The sequence below is a fragment of the Corallococcus macrosporus genome, assembly GCF_017302985.1.
Taxonomy (GTDB): Bacteria; Myxococcota; Myxococcia; order Myxococcales; family Myxococcaceae; genus Corallococcus; species Corallococcus macrosporus_A.
Genome location: NZ_JAFIMU010000007.1, coordinates 3,269,225 through 3,290,861, shown reverse-complemented (window position 1 = coordinate 3,290,861; position 21,637 = coordinate 3,269,225). Strand labels below are relative to the sequence as shown.

Below are 21,637 nucleotides of genomic sequence, written 5' to 3'. Positions count from 1 at the left end.
GCTCCTACTGGTGGCGGTCCATGCAGCCGAAGGGGTTCTGGTCCGGCAGCTCGTTCCAGACGCGGATGAAGTCGACGTTGCCCTGGGCGTAGAGCGCCTCGAAGGTGCCGTAGAGCGGCTGGAAGCGCGGATCCACGGTCGCCATGTTCGCCATCACCGGCAGCGCCTCCCGGCCCGCGACGCGCGCGGAGAAGCGGAACAGCGCCCAGCGCACGCACACGGACTGCTCGCGGTTGAAGGAGTCCGCGAACAGCTTCAGCGTCTGCTCCTTGTCGGTGGACATGGCCAGCACCTGCGCCGCCGCGTCGCGGCCGTCCTCGTTGCCCTCGCTCTGGAGGATGCGCGCGAAGCGGTCGGTGGTCTTCTTGTCCAGCACCGGCGAGTTGTGCAGCGGCGCCGTCTGGGCCAGGTGGCGGATCTGCTCGTCCGGCGAGTCGGTGGCGATGGTGATGAGCCGGTCGAGGTAGGGCGACGCGTCGCCCAGGGCTTCCGACTCGCGCGTCATCACGCGGCCCAGGGTGCGCGTGGCGGCCCAGCCGGCTTCGGCGGACGCGGGGTCGCGCGCGAACTCCGCCATCCGGTCCATCGCTTCCGGCGTCAGGTGCTTCTGCGAGTCCAGCGCGGAGAGCATGCCCGCGCGCCGGTCCAGGGGCAGCCCCTTGTCCAGCCCCGCCTCCAGCAGCCGCGCGGCGACCTGCGGCCGCTGCACCGCGTCCGACTCACGCAGGCCCGACAGCAGCACCTTGAACTCCGCGCCCTGCGCCTCCCGGGCCCAGTCCACCACCTGCCCCGCCCGCCCCGCGTCATCGCCAATCAGCTCCGCGAGCTTCGACTTCAGGTAGTCGCGGACGAGCGGGTCCTTCGACGCGAGCAGCGGCGCGGCCCAGTCCCGGAACGTCTCCAGCGTCACGCCGTCGTTGAAGCGCGCCAGCTCCGGGAAGCACGTCTGGTCGGAGAAGCGGCGCTCCGCGGCCTCCGCCTCCTCCACGCCGGGGGACGCCTTCCCTCCCCCCCCGCCACCGCCCTGAAGGCCCGCCGCCCGTGCGGCCTTGACGGCGGATGTCACCGCTGACGCAGACGGCGCTTCGTCTCCGCCGCGCCACAGCAGCCCCACGGCGGCCACCACGGCCACCAGGCCTGCTCCCGCCAGCACGGCAACGCGTCCCCGCGAAGGACCAGGAGTGGATGTCTGGGTCGGAACGGGAGGAACCATGGGAATCCAAATAACCACGGATTCCTTGTTTCAATCAAGCAAAACAGATTGATTGGATTTTTACTGGATTCAGCCGCTCTTCACTCGGGGGATTCCATTCATTGACCGTGCGCGTCATCGGAACAGTTCCGGCGATATGGAAGCTCGCGGCGACGGCGGCAATGACTCTCCGTCCGTGCGGACCACGCCTGTCACACATTGTTGAACCATCCGCCCGTCTGCCTTCCCGCTTCCCAAGGTCAAAACAGACACGCCTGTGCGGGAATGCCGTGAACTGTTCGCGGTGCGGTGTCCGTGTATGATTTCGGTCCGTGGTGGCAGGGACGGGGGGGCTGTACCCAGCACACGGATGCACCGGGCAAGCCGTCCGGGTCGCGCCGTGGCTGTGAATGCGTCGCGGGAAAAGTGGCCGGACAATGATGAAGAACGAAGCAGGTGCCGCGCGGCGGGGTCCCTCCGCGGTGGGCGTGACGGGTGTGTCCTCGGACCTGACGGACCGGACACAGCTCGCGGACATGGAGCCGCCACAGCGCGCGTCCAACACGGGGTCCTCGTCCACCTGGGACGGGCCAGCGCGCCCCGTCACCGGCTCCGGCACGGGTGACACCGGCAACGACACCGGGCCGTCCATCCAGGGCCACGCGCTGCGCCCGGGCATGCGCCTGCAGCACTATGAGCTCATCCGCGAGCTGGGCTCCGGCGGCATGGGCACGGTGTTCCTCGCACGCGACGTGCGGCTGGGGCGCCGGGTGGCCATCAAGTTCCTGCACAGCGAGGACGCCGACATCACCCGGCGCTTCATCCTGGAGGCGCGCGCCACCGCGCGGTGCAGCCACGAGAACATCGTCATCATCTACGAGGTCGGCGAGTTCACCGGCGGCCCGTTCATGGTGCTGGAGTACCTCCAGGGCAAGCCGCTGACGAAGGTGCTGGGCAACCAGCGCCTGCCTCCCGCGCGCGCGGTGGAGCTGATGGTGCCGGTGGTGAAGGCGCTGGTGTGCGCCCACGAGCAGGGCATCGTCCACCGCGACCTCAAGCCGGAGAACATCGTCGTGACGGACTCGGGCGCCATCAAGGTGCTCGACTTCGGCATCGCCAAGGTGCTCCAGGGTGACGACCCGCCGGAGGCAACCGCCGGCACCGGCACGCCCCAGGCCCAGCCGCGCCTGCACTCCGTGGAGGGCATGGGCGAGGACGTGTCCAACCTCACCCGCAAGGGCGCCATCATGGGCACCATGGCCTTCATGTCCCCGGAGCAGTGGGGCATCGGGGTCGCCGTGGACAACCGCACGGACATCTGGGCCGTGGGGTTGATGCTGTTCCGCATGCTCGCCGGCAAGCACCCGTTGGATCCGCTGCGCGGTCCGCAGTTGATGGTGACGGGCATGCTGGATGAACCGATGCCGCTGCTGAAGAGCATGGCGCCGGACGTGCCCCAGGAGCTGGCGGCCGTCGTGGACCGCTGCCTGCTCAAGCGCAAGGAGGACCGCTTCCCGGACGCGGCCTCGCTGCTGCGCGCGCTGGAGCCCTTCCTGCCCGGCCGCATGAGCCGCGAGCTGCGCGTGGACGAGAGCCCCTACGCGGGCCTCAGCTCCTTCCAGGAGGCGGACGCGGACCGCTTCTTCGGCCGCACCCGTGAAATCGCCGCGCTGGTGAACCGCATCAACGACCGGCCGCTGCTGGCCGTGGTGGGCCCGTCCGGCACGGGCAAGTCGTCGTTCGTGCGCGCGGGCCTGGTGCCCGTGCTCAAGCGCTCCGGCACGCCGTGGGAGGCGCTGGTCATCCGCCCCGGGCGCAACCCGCTGTCGGCGCTGGCCAGCATCGTCGCGCCGCTGATGAGCTCGTCCACCACCATCGAGGACGACCTCCAGGAGCAGCAGCGGCTGGTGGAGCGGCTGCGCGCGGAGCCCGGCTACGTGGGCAACGTGCTGCGCAGCCGCGCGCGCCGGGAGCGCCGCCGCATCCTCGTCTTCATCGACCAGTTCGAGGAGCTGTACACGCTGGTGCCGGACGCGCAGGAGCGGCTGGCCTTCACCGCGTGCCTGTCCGGCATCGCGGACGACGCGACCACGCCCATCCGCGTCATCCTCTCCATCCGCTCGGACTTCCTGGACCGGGTGCCGGAGGACGAGCGCTTCATGGCGGAGCTCAGCCAGGGGCTCTTCTTCCTCACCGCGCCGGCCCGCGAGGGCCTGAAGGACGCGCTGGTGCAGCCGGCCGAGCGCGCGGGCTACCAGTTCGAGAGCCCCGCCATGGTGTCCAGCATGCTGGAGCACCTGGACGCGAGCCAGGGCGCGCTGCCGCTCTTGCAGTTCGCCGCCACCCAGTTGTGGGAGGCGCGCGACACCACGAACCGCCTGCTCACGGAGAGCGCCTATCAGGCCATGGGCGGCATCGCCGGTGCGCTGGCGAGCCACGCGGACAGCGTGCTGGAGAGCCTGTCCACGCAGGAGCGCACGCTGGTGCGCGCCCTCTTCCTGCGGCTCGTCACCCCGGAGCGCACGCGCGCCATCGTGTCCCTGGACGAGCTGCGCGAGCTGACCAAGGACACGGGCGAGATGCAGCGCCTCATCGACCACCTGGTGCAGGCGCGCCTGCTGGTGGTGCAGACCGGCGGCGGCGCCACGGGCGCGACGGTGGAGATCGTCCACGAGTCCCTGCTGCACAGCTGGCCCACGCTGCGGCGCTGGCTGGACGAGGGCCAGGAGGACTCCGCGTTCCTGGAGCAGCTGCGCAACGCGGCCCGGCAGTGGCAGGGCAAGAACTTCGACGCGCACCTCTTGTGGCGCGGCGAGCTGGTGGAGGAGGCCCAGCGCTTCCAGCGGCGCTACCGGGGAGAGCTGCCCCAGTTGCAGCAGGACTTCCTCGCGGCGGTGTTCGCGCAGGCGAAGAAGGGGCGGCGGCTGAAGCAGGTGCTGCTCATCGGCAGCGCGACGTTCCTGGGGCTCCTGGTGGTGGCGGCCATCGTGGCGCTCATCGTCATCCGCAACGCGCAGCAGGAGGCCGAGCGTCAGGCCCAGGCGGCGCAGGCGGCCGAAATCATCGCGCGCGCCGCCGAGTCCACGGCCCGGGGCGCGGAGGCCGAGGCCAAGCAGCGGCTGGCGGAGGTCCAGGCCAAGGAGCTGGAGCGACAGAAGGCGCAAGCAGCGGCGGAGGAGGCCAACGCGCAGGTGGCGCTGGCGAACCAGGAGCTGCTCAGCAAGAACGACGAGCTGGTGTCCGCGCTCCAGCGCGCCCAGGAGGCGCAGCTGCGCGCCCGCTTCGCCAAGAAGCGCGCCGAGGAGAGCGCCGCCACCGCGCGTGACGCGCGCGAGGAAGCCCTCCGCGCCGCGGAAGAACTCTCCACGTTGCTCAAGCGGGAGAAGGAGCGCGTCTCCCGTCTGCAAAACCAGTTGGGCAGTCCCGTCATCGAGGTCCTGAAGTGAGAAGCAACGTGAACAGGGTGATGCGCAGGTCCGCGGTCGTGCTGTCGGTGCTGCTGACGCTGGAGACGGTGCCCGCATGGGCGCAGGAGCCGGCGCCACGCACCGGCACCACCAAGACGTCCCGGGGCACGCGCAAGGCGGGCGTGGCGAAGACGCCGGGCACCGCGAAGAAGGCCACCGCGGCGAAGAAGTCCACCGCGGCGAAGGCCCCGGGCACGACGAAGCTGTCCGGCACCGGAGGCAAGCGCCGCCGCAAGCCTTCCGCCGCCGAGGCCGCCCAGACGCCCGCCGAGGCTTCCACGGACGCTCCCCTCTCCGAGTCCCTTCCCCTTCCCCCGCCGCCCGCGCCGAAGGCCGCTGGCGAGTCCCGGCAGGAGCAGGCCAGCAGCACGCTGGAGGGCTCGTTGAGCGGCCCGGCCGGCCTGGAAGACCGCCCCTGGGCGAAGGACATCTCCCGGGAGGACCAGGACGCGACGCTCGCGCTGTTCGGCGAGGGCAACGCGCTCTTGAAGGAATCCATCTTCGTGCAGGCCGTGGAGAAGTACCGCCAGGCGCTGGCGCGCTGGGACCACCCGGCCATCCACTACAACCTCGCGCTGGCGCTGATGAACCTGGACCAGCCCGTGGAGGTGCACGAGCACCTGGTGGCGGCGCTGCGCTACGGGCCGGCGCCGCTGGAGAAGGAGAAGTACGAGTACGCGCGCAACTACAAGACGCTGGTGGAGAAGCAGCTCGCGCGGGTGGACATCACCTGCGCCACGCCCGGCGCCACGGTGACGATGGACGGCCAGCCGCTGTTCGTGGCCCCCGGCCGCTACCAGGCGCTGGTGCGTCCCGGCGCGCACAGCATCGTCGCGACGATGACGGGCTACGTGCCCAGCGACCAGAGCCGCACGCTCTTGCCCGGTGAGACGACGACGCTGGACCTGAAGCTCTTCACGTCCGACGACCTCATCCGCTACAAGCGCCGCTGGTCCGCCGCGATGCCCTGGCTGGTGATGGGCGCGGGCATGGCCGTGGCGGGCGGCAGCGCCTTCCTCCACATGCAGTCCCGCGACCACTTCCGCGCCTTCGAGTCCGGCATCGCCGAGTGCGGCGGCTGCGTGCCGCCCACCGCCGTCGCCGACGAGCGCTCCCAGGGCAACCTGATGCAGACCGGCGCCATCGCCGGGTACGCGGTGGGTGGCGCGGTGCTCGTCACCGGCGCGGTGCTCGCCGTCCTCAACCAACCCAAGCCGTACCGCATCGAACCGGGCCAGGAGGCGGCGACCGTGCAGGTCACGCCGCTCCTCGGCGCGGGTTCCGGCGGTGCCGTGGCCACGTTCCGCTTCTGAGGTCTTGCGCATGACACGCGTCCCCTCCTCCTCTCCCGTGGCGCGCGCCCTGCTGCTGATGGCCGCGCCGCTGCTGCTGCTCACCTCGTGCTTCCAGCCCACGACCGTGGACTGCGCCTCCGGGCTCGTGTGTCCGGAAGGCCTGCGGTGCGCCGCGAGCCAGGACACCTGCATCTCCACGGACTGCGGCGACGGCGTCGCCCAGGACGACGAGCAGTGCGACGACGGCAACGTCGTGGACGGCGACGGCTGTAGCCGCGACTGCAAGTCCAACGAGACGTGTGGCAACGGCATCCCGGACCCGTCGCGGGGCGAGAAGTGCGACGACGGCAACACCGTGGACGGCGACGGGTGCAGCGCGGACTGTCTGTCCAATGAGCTGTGCGGCAACGGCGTCGTGGACACGGCCGTGGGCGAGAAGTGCGACGACCGCAACAACACCTCCGGCGACGGGTGCAGCGCGGACTGCCTGTCCACCGAGGTCTGCGGCAACAAGTACACCGACCCCTCCAAGGAGGAGCGCTGCGACGACGGCAACACCGTCAGCGGCGACGGGTGCAGCGCGGACTGCCGCTCCCTGGAGAGCTGCGGCAACGGCTACGTGGACACGGCCAAGGGCGAGAAGTGCGACGACGGCAACAACGTCAACGGCGACGGGTGCAGCTCCGACTGCAAGTCCAACGAGACGTGCGGCAACAACGTCGTGGACACCATCAAGGGTGAAATCTGCGACGACGGCAACAACGTCAGCGAGGACGGCTGCAGCGCGGACTGCCGCTCCGCGGAAGGCTGCGGCAACGGCGTCCGCGACGGCGAGGAGCAGTGCGACGACAAGGGCGAGTCCCCCACCTGCAACGTCAACTGCACCGTGCGCGTCTGCGGCGACGGCATCCTCAACCGCACCGCGGGCGAGCAGTGCGACGACAAGGGCGAGTCCGACTACTGCAACGCCAACTGCACGCTGCGCAAGTGTGGCGACGGCGTGGTGAACACGTCGGCCGGCGAGCAGTGCGACAACCCCGGCCCCGTCAACAGCCCCGCCTGCGACCTGGACTGCACCGTCGCCTTCTGCGGCGACGGCTTCACCAACACGACGCGCGGCGAGACGTGCGACACGGCGGGCAACTCCCGCACCTGCAACGCGGACTGCTCGGTCGCGGTCTGCGGCGACCGCATCCTCAACCCCGCGGCGGGCGAGCTGTGCGACGACGGGTTCAACTCGGCCGTCTGCGACAACGACTGCACCCCCACCGCCTGCGGCGACGGCCTCATCAACACGGCGGCGAAGGAGCAGTGCGACGACGGCAACACGAACGACGACGACGACTGCCTGGGCACCTGCAAGCCGAACGTCTGCGGCGACACCGTGGTCAACGTCAACGGGCCGGACCGCCCGGAGGCCTGCGACGACGGCAACACGAAGACGGAGACCGCTTGCGCCTACGGCACCGCCACCTGCGACGCGTGCAGCGGCGACTGCAAGGTGCCGCTCGAGCTGAAGGGCAACGTCTGCGGCGACAAGGCGAAGGACGCCACCAACGAAGCCTGCGACGACGGCAACACCACCACGGAGGAGGCCTGCCCCTACGGCACCGCCAACTGCACCGTGTGCCGCTTCGACTGCAAGGAGAGCCTGCAGCGCAAGGGCAACACCTGCGGCGACGGCGTGCAGGACCCCGACAATGAGGTCTGCGACGACGGCAACACGAAGACGGAGACCGCGTGCGACTACGGCGTCGAGGACTGCCAGAAGTGCAGCAACGACTGCCGGCAGATCCTCGAGCTCAAGGGCAACATCTGCGGGGACAAGAAGCAGGACCCCAGCACCGTGAACGAGGTCTGCGACGACGGCAACACCGTCACGGAGACCTCCTGCCCCTACGGCACGGCGAGCTGCAACGTGTGCCGCTTCGACTGCAAGCAGGTGCTTACGGCCAAGGGCAACGTCTGCGGTGACACGGTGAAGGACCCGGACAACGAGGCCTGCGACGACGGCAACACCACCACGGAGGGCGCCTGCCCCTACGGCACGGCGGAGTGCGAGCGGTGCAGCAAGGACTGCCGGCAGGTCCTCGCGCTCGAGGGCAACGTCTGCGGCGACGGCGTGAAGGACCTCAACAACGCGAACGAGGTCTGCGACGACGGCAACACCGCCACCTGCGGCTCGTGCAGCGCCAACTGCAAGACGAAGACGCTCCAGGCGGCGACCGGCACCATCACGGCCTCCAACAACCTGAACATGAACGACACGGAGACCTTCACCATCAGCGACGGCATCAACACCCCCGTCACCTTCGAGGTGGACCGCGATGGAAAGCTCAAGAACGCCGACAACCAGCGGCTCACCATCGACAGCTCCATGACCGCCACGCAGGTCGCCGTGCGGATCCGGGATGCCATCAACGCCGTGACGGAGCCGTTCGAAATCCAGGCGTCGGTCGCGAGCGGCAGCGCCAACGTGAACGTGACCCACAAGCTGCAGGGCTCCATCGGCAACCAGGCGATGACGGAGAAGATCACCGCCAGCGGTTTCAAGGTGGTCGGCCTGAGTGGCGGCAGCGGCTACGACTGCCCCGAGGGCACGAAGTGCGTGGGCGACGAGGACTGCACCCGCGGCCTGGTGTGCGGGGCCTCCAAGACCTGCATCCCGGAGCCATGACGCACCGAGCCATGTCCGGCGTTGTACGTGGGCGCGCGGAGGGGCGCGGGTGGGGGGACGTGCGGTTGACTTCACCGTCGTGGGGGTGGTGAACCGGACGGCCCCGGGCAGTCGCGGGCCCGGTGGCCTTGCAGCGGTCGTGAACCCCGATTGCCGCGTCTGGAGCCACATCCATGATGACCCCTCCCCGTCGTCACCGCCGGAGCCCCTGGCTCACGCGGTGGCATCCCCTCGTCGCCGCGGGCCTGGCCTCGGCGCTGGTCTCCTGCGCCGCCGCTGAAACCCCCGCCGATGCCCCCGCCCCCACGGCGCCCGCCGTGGAGGACACCGCGCAGCGCGAGCAGGAGTTGCTCACCTGGACGCTGGGCGCGAAGTACGACGCCACGCAGGCCAACATCAACTTCAACGTGTACTCGTCGCGCGCCACGCGCATCGAGCTGTGGATCTACAAGACGGCCCAGGGCGCTCAAGAGGTCGTCAGCTACGTGATGACGAAGAACACGACGACCAACGTCTGGTCGAAGACCGTGTCCGTCTCCACGCTGAAGAACACCTACGGCGTCACCGGCACCGTCTATTACGGCTACCGCGCGTGGGGCCCCAACTGGACGTACAACTCCGCCTGGAGCAAGACGAACAACACGGTGGGCTACATCGCGGACGTGGACGCCTCGGGCAACCGCTTCAACCCGAACAAGCTGCTGTGGGACCCGTACGCGCTGGAGCTGTCGCACGACCCGGTGAACCCCAGCAACACGGACGCCACGGTGTTCGCGTCCGGTCCGCTGCACCGCTACAAGGACTCCGGCCCGTTCGCGCCCAAGGGCATCGTGCTGGCGCCGGACACCACGGCCACCGGCACCAAGCCCACGCGCGCCTTCAAGGACGACATCGTCTATGAGGTGCACCTGCGCGGCCTGACGAAGCAGGACACCGGCTCCGGGCTGGATGCCGCCTGTCTGGGCACCTACAAGACCGCGGGCCAGAAGGCCGCGGCGCTGGCGGCGCTGGGCGTGACGGCGGTGGAGTTCCTGCCGCTGCATGAGACGGACAACGGCAACAACGACACGGTCGCGAGCACGGCGGGCGACAACTACTGGGGTTACATGAACCTCAGCTACTTCGCGCCGGACCGCCGCTACGCGTGCGACCAGACGCCGGGCGGCCCCACGCGCGAGTTCAAGGCCATGGTGAAGGCGTTCCACGACGCCGGCATCAAGGTGCTGGTGGACGTGGTCTACAACCACACCGGCGAGGGCGGCGGGTGGATCAGCGGAGACCCGAACACGTACAACGTCATGTCGTACCGGGGCCTGGACAACCCCACGTACTACAGCCTGACGAAGGACATGAAGTTCAACTGGGACAACACGGGCGTGGGCGGCAACTTCAACACGTTCAATCCCACGGCCCGCAACGTCATCCTGCATTCGCTGTCGTACTGGAAGGACACGCTGGGCGTGGACGGCTTCCGGTTCGACCTGGCGTCCGTGCTGGGCAACATCTACGAGCACGAGACGGCCACGCACAGCGGCTACGAGTACAACCGCGACAACGCCAACACGGCGCTCAATCAGATCACCACGCAGCTGGATCCGCGGCCGGAAGCGGGCGGCGCGGGCACGGACTTCATCGCGGAGCCGTGGGCCATTGGCGGCAACTCCTACCAGGTGGGCAACTTCCCGGCGAAGTGGCGCGAGTGGAACGGCGCGTTCCGCGACACCTTCCGCAAGGACCAGAACCAGCTGGGCTCGGAGAACGTGACGCCGGGGCAGCTGGCCACGCGCTTCGCGGGCTCGTCGGACCTGTACTCGGATGACGGCCGCAAGCCGGCCGCGTCCGTGAACTTCATGGTGGCCCACGACGGCATGACCCTGAAGGACCTGTACTCGTGCAACAGCAAGAACAACACCCAGTCGTGGCCCTACGGCCCGTCCGACGGTGGCGAGGACAGCAACCACAGCTGGGACCAGGGCGGCAGCGCGGTGCTCCAGCGGCAGGCGGCGCGCAACGGCCTGGCGTTCCTGATGCTGAGCGCGGGCGTGCCCATGATTACCGGCGGTGACGAGTTCCTGCGCACGCAGTACTGCAACAACAACGTGTACAACCTGGACTCGAACAAGAACTGGCTGGACTACGCGTGGAGCGCGGACCAGTCCAACTTCCGCCTGTTCGCCCAGAACCTCATCGCGTTCCGCAAGGCGCACCCTGCGCTGCGTCCGGCCGGCTTCTACAACGCGGCGGACACCAACGGGAACGTGATGGAGCAGCACCGCTGGTTCAAGCCGGACGGCTTCGTGCCGGACGCGGCGTACTTCGACAGCGCGAGCAACCACGCGCTGGCCTACCGCATCGACGCGACGGAGTTCTCCGGTGAGACGGTGAGCGCCATCTACGTCGCGTACAACGGCTGGTCCGCGAACGTGAACTTCTCGCTGCCGTGGCCGGGCACGGGCAAGCAGTGGTACCGCGTGACGGACACCTGCTCGTGGATCGAGAGCCGGGGCGCGAACCAGGTGCTGCTCAACCCGGGCGCCGCGGACCTGATTGGCGGCGAGGCCGCGACCTACGGCCTGTGCGGCCGCGGCGTGCTGGTGCTGGTGGCCAAGTAGCCTGAAGTCGATGGAGGACCCGGCCTCTGTGATGGGGCCGGGTTCTTCGCTCCGGTATAACGCCGGGCATGGCCCAGGACGACAGCGCGGTGGTGAAGCGGCTCCAGCAGGAGGACTCCTTCGAGCGGGAGACCTTCGAGGGACTGGACCTCCAGGGGGTGGACCTGGGTGACAAGGAGTTCTACCGGTGCACCTTCCTGAACTGCGAGTTGCAGGAGGTCCGGTGGAAGGACGCGCTGCTGGAGGCGTGCGTGTTCCAGGGCTGCAACCTGACGCGCGCGAACTTCAACGCCATCCGGCTGCGGGACGTGCGCTTCGAGGGCTCGAAGCTCATGGGCATTGATTGGACGGGCGTGGCCGCGAACCCGGAGGTGAACTTCGAGGAGTGCGGCATGCCCTACAGCTCGTTCGTGGGGCTGGGCCTGAGACAGACGTCCTTCGTGCGCTGCGTGGCGCGCGAGGCGAACTTCTTCGACATGGACCTGACGGACGCGGACTTCAGCGGCGCGGACCTCACCGGCAGCAACTTCCGGGGCTGCACGCTGACCCGGACGGACTTCTCCGGCGCCACGGGGCTGGTGCTCGACCCGGCGAGGAACAAGCTGAAGGAGACGCGCATCCCGCAGGACACGGCGATGTCCGTGGTGCATGAGCTGGGCATGCGCGTGGAGGGCTACCACGCGAAGACGGCGGGGCGCGGCGGGGCGAAGAAGCCGGGAGCGAAGCGGTGAAGGACGGCACGCCGTTCGACATGGCCGCCGTCGTGCGGATTGGCGCGATGGTGGAGATGAGGCTCGTCGGGCTCAAGGAAATCATCGCCTGGGCGGACGCGTGGGTGATGAAGCTGGATGCTCCACCGCTCTGGCTGCTGGAAATGTGCACGGCGCCGGATGCCGACACGGCGCTGGGGCTGATCCTCGACATCCCGATGCTTCCGTTCGCGGCCACTCCCGAGGAACGCCGCGCGAGGGATGCGGACCGCCTGGCGTGCCTGTTCCTCCGCTATCGGCGCGGCGAGCTTTCCTGGGGAGATTTCCTCTTCAAGGGGGGCCAGTTCCTGGATGGAGCGAACGGCCCCTGGCCGTGCGAGACGTTCTTCATGCAGCTCAACCTGCTGGAGCGCATGGGGTTTCCGGAAGACCTGGTGCAGTCCCAGCGCGAGGACATCGAGCGCGAGCTGCGGGACGCGCTGGAGCGGATGGAGGCCGCGCATCGCCGGTTCGAAGCCGAAGCGCGCGGTGACTAGCCCACGACCACGCGTCTTCGTGGGGCGACGTTCCAGAGGGCCGGCAGGTCCGCGTCGCAGAACATGCAGACGAACCACTGTTCCTTCACCAGGTTGAGCTCGCCGCAGCGGGTGCACCGCCGGAAGGTGATGGCATGGGTGAAGCCCGGGGGACCCCGGAGGCCAGCCCGGGTCAGCGCGAGCGAGAGTGCGTCCCAGCAGTCCGTGTCCGGGCAGTAGCCCGTGGATTGGTTCGAAGCTTCCGCGATGACCCATCCGGTCGCGGTTCGCTGGAAGTGAAGCTCGCCCGCCGCCAGCACCTCCTCGCCTCCCGCGCACGCGACGTGTTCCGACCGGCGCGGCGCCAATCGCAGACAGCCCGTGAGGTCCACGACCCAGGTCGCGCCCTCCTCGCCGGCTTCCGGGTGGTCCTGGAGCCAGCGGTCCAGGTCCTCCTGGGCGCGGATGGAAGCGCCGGCCGGATGTGCCATCACGGCGCGGCGGATCTCCTCGGGTCCGACATAGGTGTAGGCGTACAGGTCCATCACGGTCACTCCTGCTGTGGGCGACCGAGAGACGTCAGGTCGCGGCCGGACCGGACAAGCGTGCCCCCTGGGCCAGCCGACGGCAGGCGGAGGACTTCACCGCGAGGTACACGCGCAGACCTGGCGTGATGTCGAGTTCGCGCACGGCGGCGTGCGTGAGGCGGACGACCCAGTGGATGCCCGCCACGTCCACGTGGGTCGCGCACTCCCCTGCTCCCGCGTCCTCCAGCTTCGTCACCGTGCCTTCGAGTACGTTGCGAGCGGAGACGCCGGTGAGGGGTCCGGTGGACAGGAGGATGTCCTCGGCGGGTACGGCGTAGGCGGCGCGGGTGCCGTGGGGCAGCTCCGGCGCATTTGGCACCCAGAGCGACAGGCCCGCTGTGACACGCAGCCGCGTGCCTCCAGAGTCAGGATGTTCCAGCGTGCCTTCGAGGATGTTCTCTTCGGGCTCACCAGTGAGCAGGCCGCGCGCCACCGTGCCGAGCACCGAGTCCGCGGGGCCCACGGCCTTCACCGCGCCGCCGTCCAGCAGCAGGGCCTCGCGGGCCAGGGCACGTGCTTCGCCGAGCTGGTGGGTGACGTAGAGCAGCGGCACGCGGGCTTCGTCGCGAACGCGCAAGAGGTACGGCAGCACGCGCTCCTTCAACGCGACATCCAGCGCGGCCAGGGGTTCATCCAGCAGCAGCAGCGCGGGGTCGGTGGCGAGCGCCCGGGCCAGCGCGACCCGCTGCTTCTCGCCTCCGGACAGCGTCACGGGGTAGCGGTGCAGGAGGGGTTCCAGCTCCAGCAGGTGCACGGCTTCGTCCACGCGTGACGGCCGTCCGGCGCGCACGCCGAAGCGCACGTTCTGTCCGGCGGTGAGGTGCGGGAAGAGCAATGCGTCCTGCGGCACGTAGCCCATGCGGCGCGCTTCGGGAGGCACGTCCACACCGGAGGCCGTGTCGAGGAGCACACGGCCATCGACCACGACGCGACCTCTCGCGCCCCGTCGCAGGCCCGCGAGGACTTCCAGCAGCGAAGTCTTCCCGGAGCCCGAGCGCCCAAGCACCGCCACGGAAGCGGATGTGAAGCGAGCCTCGACCTCCAGAGTGAAGCGAGCCAGGGGCAGCCGCAGCGACAGCTCCATCACGCGAGCCCTCGGGCTCCGCGACGCCGTGTCACCACTTCCGTCACGTACATGGCTCCGAACGCGAGCACCACCGCGACACCCGCGAGTTTCATTGCCTCCGCATCCTGGCCCAACTGTGTGCGCTGGAAGATGGCCAGGGACAGCGTCTGCGTGTGGCCCGGGATGTTGCCCGCGACCAGCACCGTGGCGCCGAACTCTCCCAGCGCCCGTGAGAACGCGAGCAGCGCTCCCGTGAGCACTCCGCGCCACGCCAGCGGCAGCGTCACGCGGAAGAAGGCCCGTGTACGCGTGTCCCCCAGCGTGCGCGCCACCGCCACCAGCCGTGGATCCACTTCCTCGAAGCCCGCTCGAGCGGAACGCACCAGCAGTGGGAAGGCCATCACCGCGCTCGCCAACACGACTGCCTTTGGCGTGAACACGACCTCCATGCCCAGCGCATCCAACAGCCGTCCCAGCACCGAGTCCCGCGCGAGCAACTCCAGCAGCACGAGTCCTACCGCCGTCGGAGGCAGCACCAGCGGCAGGGCCAGCACCGTCTCCACCACGCCGCGCCCCGGTCCCTTCCAGCGCGCGAGCAGATACGCAGAGGCCACGCCCGGCACCAGGATGAGCGCCGTGGACAGGGCCGCCACCGCCACCGTGAACAGCACCAGCCCTGTCAGCCCTTCATCCATCACGGCGCGGATGTCCTCTTCCCTGCATCAGGCGCCGCGTCCATCACTCCCGCATCCGGCGCGGCCTTCGCCGCGCTCGCGTCCAGGAAGCCCAGCCGGCGGAACTCCTTTCGCGCGGTTTCCGTCTGGAGGAAGCGCACGAACGCGAGCCCTCCTGCAGGCGCCTTGCCCTGCGTCAGCGCCGCCGCCGGATACACGATGCGCGGCGCGTCTCCTTCCGGCACCGTGAACACCACCCGCACCTTCTTCGAGTTCGCCGCGTCCGTCGCGTACACCACGCCCGCGTCCGCCCTCCCCGCCTCCACCGCCGCCAGCGCGGCCCTCACGTCCACCGCCGGCACCACTCGCGGCGCCACGTCCGCCCAGACGCCCGCCTTCGTCAGCCACGCCTTCGCGTACACCCCCGCGGGCACCGCCGCCGGCTCCGCCAGCATCACCCGCTTCAACCCCTTCAGGTCCGCCGGCCCGGCCACCTTCACCGCCGACCCCACCGGCACCACCACCACCAGCCGGTTGGACAGCAGGTCCACCCGCGAGCCCGCCTGCACGAGCCCCGCCCGGTCGACCAGGTCCAGCTTCGCCTCGTCGGCGGAGAGGAAGGCATCCGCGGGCGCCCCCGCCACCACCTGACGTGCCAGGTCACTCGAGGGGCCGAACGCGAACCGCACCCGGTGCCCCGACGCCTGCTGGAACGCGGGCGCGAGCGCCTGGAGCGCATCCGTCGTGCTCGCCGCCGCGAACACCAGCACCTCCTCCGCCCGCGCGGTCGACACGGACACCCACGCCAGCAACAGCGCCCACCCTGCACGTCGCAGCACCTGCACCTCCAGATGTTCCGACAGCCTACAAGTTGACCCGCACGCACCTCGCCGCTAATGAATACTCTGTGTCACGGAATATCCATAAAGAGGATGAAGCGCTGTCAAAGGACGTCGACCGGATGCAGGAGTTGATGTTCTCCCTGGGCCGTCGCCGCTCACTCCGTGACCCCATCGCCAGCACCTGCGAGCAGCTCCAGTTCACGCCGCCCCAGGTGCACGCCCTGCTGTGGCTGGGCCTGGACGGCTCGCTCACCATGGGCGAGCTGGCCAAGCGACTGGGCGTCACCGAGAAGACCGTCACCGGCGTCGTGGACCGCCTGGAGCGCGAAGGCCACCTCGTCCGCGAACGCGGAGAGACCGACCGGCGCGTCGTGCGCTGCAAGCTCACCGACAAGGGCAAACAGACCTTCGGAAAGCTCGACCGCTCCATGCACCGCTCGATGGGCGTGGTCATGGGCATGCTCGACCCCGAGGACCGCCAGGCCCTCTTCCGCGTCCTGGAGAAGGTGCTCCTGAAGCTGGACACCCCCGCGCCGGACGCGTCCGGCACCTGAAGCCGCCTCAGCGCCCGTCCGGCGCCCGCGCCAGCAACAGGCGCGGATGCAGCAGCAGCGCGAACGCCTCGCGCACCGTCCAGTACGCCCGGTCCCGCGCGCGCATCCGCCCGGCGATGGGCGCCGGACTCGTGGCCACCTCCAGCCCCTCGCGCCGGAAGCACTGCCGCGCGCGCAGCAGGTGATACGGGTCGGAGACCACCACCACCCGCCGCGCTCCACGCTCCCGCAGCAGCCGCGCGCCGAACCGCGCGTTGCCTTGCGTGGAGTGGCTGTCCTCCTCCAGCACGCACGCGGACGCGGGGACGCCCGCCGCCACCGCCAGCTCCCGCATCACGCGCGCCTCGGACGGCGGATGGAGGCCCGCGCCGCCGGACAACAGCAGCCACGGCGCCACGCCCCGCTGGTACAGCGCCACCGCGTGCTCCACGCGCGCCAGCAGCGCACCGGACGGGACACCGCCAGGCAACACACGCGCGCCCAGCACCACCAGCACGTCCGCTTCGCCCAGGTGCTCGCGCCGGCCGAAGCGGTCCACCCACCACGCGAGCCCGAACACGCCGCCCGTGAGCACGCCCGCGCACAGGAGCAGCGTCCGGCGCGCACCACCGGGTCTGGGAAGCAGGGCAAGGGGCCGCACCGCCGGGACCCTAGTCCTGCACCGGACATCCCGCGGCCCCGGATACACCTTCAGTGCGGCACTGTGTCCGTGAGAACAGGATTCACCGTGTTGGGTCCAACGGACGACCCGGTGAATTGTCGCGATGCGTATCGCCCGGGCGGGGGTCTCACGACACAATGCGAAAGATGACCCGGCCGGGGTCCGAGGCGAACCGGAGCGGCCGGTGGGAGGCATACGGATGGATGTCAAAGGCGTCGCGTTCCTGGCTCGGCAGACCATGATGGTGCAGGCCTTCGGCGAACCGGCGTGGAAGTCCTTCGTCGCGGAGCAGGCGAAGCGGGACCCCATCTTCGGACAGCTCATCATGCCCGTGTCGCGCATCCCGGCGGATGCCTTCCTGCGCTTCAACGAGGCCATGACCCAGCGCTTCTACGGCGGCGACACCAAGGCCTACTGGCAATACGGCGTCAAATCCGCCGAGTACGCGCTGAGCCAGGGCCAGCTCAAGACGATGTTCGGCAAGGACGACTTCCGCCGCTTCGCCCTCTTCACCCCCGGCATCTGGAAGGGCTACTTCACCGAGGGCGAGCTGACCGCGCAGCTGCAGGGCAACTCCGTGGACCTGCGCATCACCGGCGTGCCCCGGCCGCACGTCTACTTCGAGCTCGCCGTGATGGGCTTCGCCTCCGGGGGCCTCGCGTACCTGAGCGGCCGCAAGGAGATCCACCACGAGGTCCTCAAGGGCTTCAGCAAGGGGGACCTGGAGGTCCTCTACCGCTTCACCCTGCCCACCGCCGCCTGAGCCTCAGGGCGCCGAGGCGGCCGGAGCCACGACGACGGGCGTGACGGCGGGGGCAAGCCGCAGGTCCGCCACCACCGGGTAGTGGTCGGACACGCCCACGCGCAGCACGCGCGTGGACACCGGCGTGAACGCGCCGCACGCCATCACGTAGTCGATGCGCAGGGACGGCAGGAACAGCGGCATCGGGTACGTGCCCGTCCCGTCGGAGCGCGTGACGCGCGCCACGTCCTGGAGCTGGCGGCGCAGCAGGCGCACCGGACGCGAGTCCGGATCATCGTTCAGGTCCCCCATCAAGAGCCGGGGCCGGTCGTCCTTCGCCAGCAACTGGGAGATGAAGACGCTCTGGCGCACGCGCGCCGCGCCGTTGAAGGGCCGGCGGATGAGGTGCGTGGCGTAGACGCTCACCTCGCGCCCGTCCACGTCCAGCACGGCGTGCGCCAGCGTGCGCGGCTCCGCGCCCTTCGGCGTGGGCAGCGGGTACTGCGCCAGCGACGCCAGCGGGTAGCGCGACAGGAGCGCGATGCCATACGCGCCGCCGTACAGCCGCGTGGTGCCGAAGTGCGCGCGGTACTTCAGGCCAGTGAGCGCCGACAGCCGCTCCACCTGGTCCTCGCCGTGCGCGCGCGTGGAGCCCACGTCCACCTCCTGCAGCGCGACGACGTCCGGGGCCTCCTGCCGGATGACGTCCGCCACCCGCTCCAGGCCCTTGAGGCCGGACTGGATGTTGAAGGTCATCACCCGCAGGGCGCCCGCGTCACGCGTGGCCTTGGGGGCCACGGCGACGGGCGTGACACCCGAGGACAGGGTGGGACGCACCGCGGGACCGGAGGCACAGGCCAGCGATCCCGCGACGAACAGCGCGGTCAGGAGGGGGCTTGTTCGCATCAAGGGGGGCGATGGTAGGCCGCCCGCCCTCGCGCTGTCGTCCCGCCCCCCGGGGCACGGCTGGAGGGCAGCCGGGCTTCAGCCCTTCGCGTTGCGGCGGCGGCGCGCGGCCAGCGCCGCGAACACGGCGATGAGCACCGCCGGAGCGCCGCTGGTGGCCGCGGAGCAGCCGCCGCCCTCGTCGTCGCCCTCATCCTGGCTGGGGTCGGTGCCGCCGGTGACGACGACGTCCAGCGTGGCGTTGGCGTGCGAGTCGCCCGTGGCCTCGTTGTTGCCGTTCACGGAGTTGCCCGCGGCGTAGACCTTGTAGGTGCCGTTGGTGGCCGGGGCCACCAGCGAGAAGTCGAAGCGCGCCGAGCCGCTGGTGAAGGCCTTGGGCAGCGAGTGCGTCAGCTCGCCGTTCAGCACCTTCGTGCCCGAGCCCGCGGTCAGCGCCGCGCCGTCCGTGGCCACGTTCATGCCCGCCTTCGCGCCGGGGCCGCCGCTGATGACCAGCGAGTACTGGCCCGTCTCGCCCGCCTTCAGGGCCGTGGGACCCTCCAGCGTCACGGTGGGGGTGCTCGTCCCGCCGCCGTGGCAGCCGGACGCGGTGCAGGACACGCTCTGCTTGCCGCTGCGCCCGCTGATGCCGGTGGAGTTGGCGAACGCGGAGCCCGCGACAAGACACACCGCGACCGCGCCCACGGACGAAAGAATGGACCGCATGGAATGGACCTCCTGGGGGGAAATCAGGAAAGACGAGGAGGCCTCCTTCTAGCGCAGCGCGGCGAGGAGTGCAGCAGGCGACACTGCTCCGGGACGCGGGGGCAAGGCGTACCGCGCCCTACAGCCAGGTGAAGGCGTCGTGGAGCGCCTTGTGGCCGCCCTTCTCCAGCACCTGGCCGTGACAGACGACGACGCGCTCCACGTCCCACCTCAGCGCACGCTGGAGCGCCGCGCGCGCGGCCTCCCGGTCCTTCGTGACGAGGCGCAGGAAGCGCGGGGCCGCGAACTTCCCCAGGACGCCGTCCAGCAGCAGGTACGCGCGCTGCCGCAACCCTTCGGCGCGCGGGTAGTGGAAGGCCAGGTCGGTGACGATGAGCGTGCGGCTGGGGCGGTGGAAGAAGAGGAACTCGTTGAGCGCGGGCATGCCGCGCACGTGCATCTGGTCCAGCACGGGGGCCCAGGCGGGGTCGGGCGTGTCGTCCAGCTCCTGGTCAATCCGGAGCGCCGGCTGCTTCGCGCGCAGCCCCGCGGGCGCCACCACCCGGGCGTCGGGGAAGGCCGCGGCCCAGTCCGGCAGGTGCACGTGGTGCATGAGGTTGGGGGCCACGAGGAAGCGCACCTGCCCCAGGGCCTCCACGGCGGCCCTCCGCTCCGGCGTGAAGGCGACGGGCGAGTGCACCCACAGCCCGCCGTCCGGCAGGCGGAGGACCGTCATCCGGCCGCCCACGGGAACGCCGTAGAAGGAGAAGGGGGCCTCGAACACGTGGACGTCGTCGGCGAGCCTGTGGGGCGCGGTGTCAGGGGGCGTAGGCATGGCGGGTCCTCCTCCAAGCACGGACGGCGTTCGGGGGACGAGTCCGGCCTCGGTCCGGCGTTGATTTCCGGAACATCCCATCGTAGGCAACCCCCCTCTTTCCATCCCCAAGCAAGGTGCCCAGCACATGGCCGAGAAGCTCACGCCCCGCGAGAAGGGCTTTTCCGAGTGGTACGTCGACCTGGTCCAGAAGGCGAAGCTCGCCGACTACTCGGACGTGAAGGGCTGCATGGTCATCCGCCCCAACGGCTACGCGCTGTGGGAGAACATCCAGCGGACGATGGACAAGATGTTCAAGGACACGGGCGTGAAGAACGCCTACTTCCCGCTGCTCATCCCGGAGTCCTTCCTCAAGAAGGAAGCCGAGCACGTGGAGGGCTTCAACCCGCAGCTGGCGGTCGTCACGCACGCGGGCGGCCAGAAGCTGGAGGAGCCGTACGTCATCCGGCCCACGTCCGAGACCATCATCAACCGCAGCTTCTCCAAGTGGATCCAGAGCTACCGGGACCTGCCGCTCTTGGTGAACCAGTGGGCCAACGTGATGCGCTGGGAGATGCGCACGCGCCTGTTCCTGCGCACCACGGAGTTCCTCTGGCAGGAAGGCCACACCTGCCATGAGACGGAGGCCGACGCGGAGGAGCGCACGCTCCAGATGCTGGAGGTCTACCGCACGTTCGCGGAGGACTACATGGCCATGCCCGTGCTGCCGGGGCGCAAGTCGGAGTCGGAGAAGTTCGCCGGCGCGCTGCGCACGTACAGCATCGAGGCGATGATGCAGGACAAGAAGGCGCTGCAGGCGGGCACCAGCCACAACCTGGGCCAGAACTTCGCCAAGGCCTTCGACACCACGTTCCAGGGCCGCGACGGCAAGGTCCACCACGTGTGGCAGACGTCGTGGGGCTCCTCCACGCGCCTCATCGGCGGGCTCATCCTCACGCACTCGGATAACGCGGGCCTCGTGGTGCCGCCGCGCATCGCCGCCACGCACGTGGTCATCATCCCCATCGCGGGCAAGGCGACGGACGCGGAGAAGACGCAGGTGATGGAGAAGACGCACGCGCTGGCCGCGGACCTGCGCAAGGCGGGCCTGGGCGTGGTGGTGGACGACGACGAAACGAAGGGCCCGGGCTTCAAGTACAACGAGCACGAGCTCATCGGCACGTGTCTGCGCATCGAGCTGGGGCCCAAGGACCTGGCCAAGGGCTCGTGCGTGATGGTGCGCCGCGACCTGCGCCAGAAGGAGTTCGTGTCGCTGGACGAGGCCGTCGCCAAGGCCCAGGCGATGCTGGACCAGATGCAGAAGGACCTGTTCCAGAAGGCCAAGGCCTTCCGCGACGCGCACACCTTCGAGGTCAACTCCTACGAGGAGATGAAGGCGAAGGCGGAGGACGGCTTCCTGCTGGCGCACTGGGACGGCGACCCGAAGACGGAGGCGCGCATCAAGGAGGAGACGGGCCTCACCACCCGCTGCCGCCCGTTCAGCCTCAAGCAGGAGCCGGGCAAGTGCGTGATGACCGGCAACCCGTCGCAGGGCCGCATCGTGTTCTCCAAGGCGTACTGAGCACGCGCTGACGTGCGCATCGCTCGCGGGGCTGGGAGGCGACTCCCGGCCCCGTTG

18 protein-coding genes are annotated in these 21,637 nt (G+C 69.9%); 9 read left to right on the top strand and 9 right to left on the bottom strand.

The annotated features are described in order from the left end of the window. Window positions 1-4 precede the first annotated feature (4 nt). The gene (locus JYK02_RS26130) at window positions 5-1,153 is read right to left on the bottom strand and encodes a hypothetical protein (RefSeq protein ID WP_347402582.1); all 1,149 of its coding nucleotides are present in this window, start codon (window positions 1,151-1,153) and stop codon (window positions 5-7) included. 716 nt (window positions 1,154-1,869) lie between these two features. Between JYK02_RS26130 and JYK02_RS26125 the strand changes: the two genes are divergently transcribed. From JYK02_RS26125 to JYK02_RS26100, 6 genes are all read left to right on the top strand, one after another. After that, window positions 1,870-4,638: a serine/threonine-protein kinase gene (locus tag JYK02_RS26125; protein WP_242589241.1), complete on the top strand. Its 2,769-nt coding sequence runs from the start codon at window positions 1,870-1,872 to the stop codon at window positions 4,636-4,638. Between the two features lie 20 nt (window positions 4,639-4,658). Further along, window positions 4,659-5,972: a hypothetical protein gene (locus JYK02_RS26120; RefSeq protein WP_207054901.1), complete on the top strand. Its 1,314-nt coding sequence runs from the start codon at window positions 4,659-4,661 to the stop codon at window positions 5,970-5,972. A gap of 10 nt (window positions 5,973-5,982) precedes the next feature. Further along, complete coding sequence (locus tag JYK02_RS26115; RefSeq protein WP_207054900.1) at window positions 5,983-8,631, top strand: DUF4215 domain-containing protein; 2,649 nt, start codon at window positions 5,983-5,985, stop codon at window positions 8,629-8,631. A 173-nt stretch (window positions 8,632-8,804) separates the two neighbouring features. Next, window positions 8,805-11,243 carry an isoamylase gene (locus JYK02_RS26110; RefSeq protein WP_207054899.1) on the top strand — a complete coding sequence of 813 codons (2,439 nt, stop codon included), beginning with the start codon at window positions 8,805-8,807 and terminating at the stop codon, window positions 11,241-11,243. 68 nt (window positions 11,244-11,311) lie between these two features. Then, window positions 11,312-11,974, top strand: coding sequence for a pentapeptide repeat-containing protein (locus JYK02_RS26105; RefSeq protein ID WP_207054898.1), 663 nt, complete (start codon window positions 11,312-11,314; stop codon window positions 11,972-11,974). After that, on the top strand, window positions 11,971-12,489 hold the full coding sequence (locus JYK02_RS26100; protein ID WP_207054897.1) for a hypothetical protein: 519 nt from the start codon (window positions 11,971-11,973) through the stop codon (window positions 12,487-12,489). The genes JYK02_RS26105 and JYK02_RS26100 overlap by 4 nt, the downstream gene beginning before the upstream one ends. Here the strand turns inward: JYK02_RS26100 and JYK02_RS26095 are convergent. The 4 genes from JYK02_RS26095 to modA are packed head-to-tail and all read right to left on the bottom strand — an operon-like array spanning window position 12,486 to window position 15,634. Continuing rightward, entirely contained in the window at window positions 12,486-13,013 is a 528-nt protein-coding gene (locus JYK02_RS26095; RefSeq protein ID WP_207054896.1) for a hypothetical protein, read from the bottom strand. The genes JYK02_RS26100 and JYK02_RS26095 overlap by 4 nt on opposite strands. A gap of 34 nt (window positions 13,014-13,047) precedes the next feature. Then, window positions 13,048-14,139, bottom strand: coding sequence for a molybdenum ABC transporter ATP-binding protein (modC, locus tag JYK02_RS26090; RefSeq protein WP_207055342.1), 1,092 nt, complete (start codon window positions 14,137-14,139; stop codon window positions 13,048-13,050). Continuing rightward, window positions 14,139-14,816: a molybdate ABC transporter permease subunit gene (gene modB / locus JYK02_RS26085; protein WP_207054895.1), complete on the bottom strand. Its 678-nt coding sequence runs from the start codon at window positions 14,814-14,816 to the stop codon at window positions 14,139-14,141. The genes modC and modB overlap by 1 nt, the downstream gene beginning before the upstream one ends. Beyond that, on the bottom strand, window positions 14,816-15,634 hold the full coding sequence (modA, locus tag JYK02_RS26080; protein WP_347402580.1) for a molybdate ABC transporter substrate-binding protein: 819 nt from the start codon (window positions 15,632-15,634) through the stop codon (window positions 14,816-14,818). Before modA ends, modB begins: the two co-directional genes overlap by 1 nt. Window positions 15,635-15,756: 122 nt before the next feature. Here modA and JYK02_RS26075 point away from each other — a divergent pair, with 122 nt between their 5' ends. Next, a complete protein-coding gene (locus tag JYK02_RS26075) occupies window positions 15,757-16,191 on the top strand; it encodes a MarR family winged helix-turn-helix transcriptional regulator (RefSeq protein WP_242588902.1) in 435 nt (144 codons plus the stop codon). A 7-nt stretch (window positions 16,192-16,198) separates the two neighbouring features. Here the strand turns inward: JYK02_RS26075 and JYK02_RS26070 are convergent, their stop codons facing one another. Next, complete coding sequence (locus JYK02_RS26070; protein ID WP_207054891.1) at window positions 16,199-16,831, bottom strand: ElyC/SanA/YdcF family protein; 633 nt, start codon at window positions 16,829-16,831, stop codon at window positions 16,199-16,201. Window positions 16,832-17,051: 220 nt separating this feature from the next. On the opposite strand from JYK02_RS26070, the gene JYK02_RS26065 reads away from it, so the two are divergent. Then, entirely contained in the window at window positions 17,052-17,615 is a 564-nt protein-coding gene (locus JYK02_RS26065; RefSeq protein ID WP_207054889.1) for a hypothetical protein, read from the top strand. Between the two features lie 3 nt (window positions 17,616-17,618). Here the strand turns inward: JYK02_RS26065 and JYK02_RS26060 are convergent, their stop codons facing one another. The 3 genes from JYK02_RS26060 to JYK02_RS26050 all read right to left on the bottom strand — a co-directional run bounded on the left by JYK02_RS26060 (window position 17,619) and on the right by JYK02_RS26050 (window position 20,019). After that, window positions 17,619-18,500, bottom strand: coding sequence for an endonuclease/exonuclease/phosphatase family protein (locus JYK02_RS26060; RefSeq protein ID WP_207054886.1), 882 nt, complete (start codon window positions 18,498-18,500; stop codon window positions 17,619-17,621). Between the two features lie 78 nt (window positions 18,501-18,578). Next, window positions 18,579-19,205: an MXAN_6652 family MXYO-CTERM-anchored protein gene (locus tag JYK02_RS26055; RefSeq protein ID WP_207054885.1), complete on the bottom strand. Its 627-nt coding sequence runs from the start codon at window positions 19,203-19,205 to the stop codon at window positions 18,579-18,581. Between the two features lie 118 nt (window positions 19,206-19,323). Beyond that, window positions 19,324-20,019: a DUF4336 domain-containing protein gene (locus tag JYK02_RS26050; protein ID WP_207054884.1), complete on the bottom strand. Its 696-nt coding sequence runs from the start codon at window positions 20,017-20,019 to the stop codon at window positions 19,324-19,326. Between the two features lie 127 nt (window positions 20,020-20,146). On the opposite strand from JYK02_RS26050, the gene proS reads away from it, so the two are divergent. After that, a complete protein-coding gene (proS, locus tag JYK02_RS26045) occupies window positions 20,147-21,580 on the top strand; it encodes a proline--tRNA ligase (protein WP_207054883.1) in 1,434 nt (477 codons plus the stop codon). The last annotated feature ends 57 nt before the right edge of the window (window positions 21,581-21,637 follow it).

Coding starts and splice junctions, on each gene's coding strand:
- JYK02_RS26125 (WP_242589241.1), top strand. CDS start 1,870: ATGCGCCTGCAGCACTATGAGCTCATCCGCGAGCTGGGCTCCGGCGGC.
- JYK02_RS26120 (WP_207054901.1), top strand. CDS start 4,659: ATGCGCAGGTCCGCGGTCGTGCTGTCGGTGCTGCTGACGCTGGAGACG.
- JYK02_RS26115 (WP_207054900.1), top strand. CDS start 5,983: ATGACACGCGTCCCCTCCTCCTCTCCCGTGGCGCGCGCCCTGCTGCTG.
- JYK02_RS26110 (WP_207054899.1), top strand. CDS start 8,805: ATGATGACCCCTCCCCGTCGTCACCGCCGGAGCCCCTGGCTCACGCGG.
- JYK02_RS26105 (WP_207054898.1), top strand. CDS start 11,312: ATGGCCCAGGACGACAGCGCGGTGGTGAAGCGGCTCCAGCAGGAGGAC.
- JYK02_RS26095 (WP_207054896.1), bottom strand. CDS start 13,013: ATGGACCTGTACGCCTACACCTATGTCGGACCCGAGGAGATCCGCCGC.
- modC (WP_207055342.1), bottom strand. CDS start 14,139: ATGGAGCTGTCGCTGCGGCTGCCCCTGGCTCGCTTCACTCTGGAGGTC.
- modB (WP_207054895.1), bottom strand. CDS start 14,816: ATGGATGAAGGGCTGACAGGGCTGGTGCTGTTCACGGTGGCGGTGGCG.
- JYK02_RS26075 (WP_242588902.1), top strand. CDS start 15,757: ATGCAGGAGTTGATGTTCTCCCTGGGCCGTCGCCGCTCACTCCGTGAC.
- JYK02_RS26065 (WP_207054889.1), top strand. CDS start 17,052: ATGGATGTCAAAGGCGTCGCGTTCCTGGCTCGGCAGACCATGATGGTG.
- JYK02_RS26060 (WP_207054886.1), bottom strand. CDS start 18,500: ATGCGAACAAGCCCCCTCCTGACCGCGCTGTTCGTCGCGGGATCGCTG.
- JYK02_RS26055 (WP_207054885.1), bottom strand. CDS start 19,205: ATGCGGTCCATTCTTTCGTCCGTGGGCGCGGTCGCGGTGTGTCTTGTC.
- JYK02_RS26050 (WP_207054884.1), bottom strand. CDS start 20,019: ATGCCTACGCCCCCTGACACCGCGCCCCACAGGCTCGCCGACGACGTC.
- proS (WP_207054883.1), top strand. CDS start 20,147: ATGGCCGAGAAGCTCACGCCCCGCGAGAAGGGCTTTTCCGAGTGGTAC.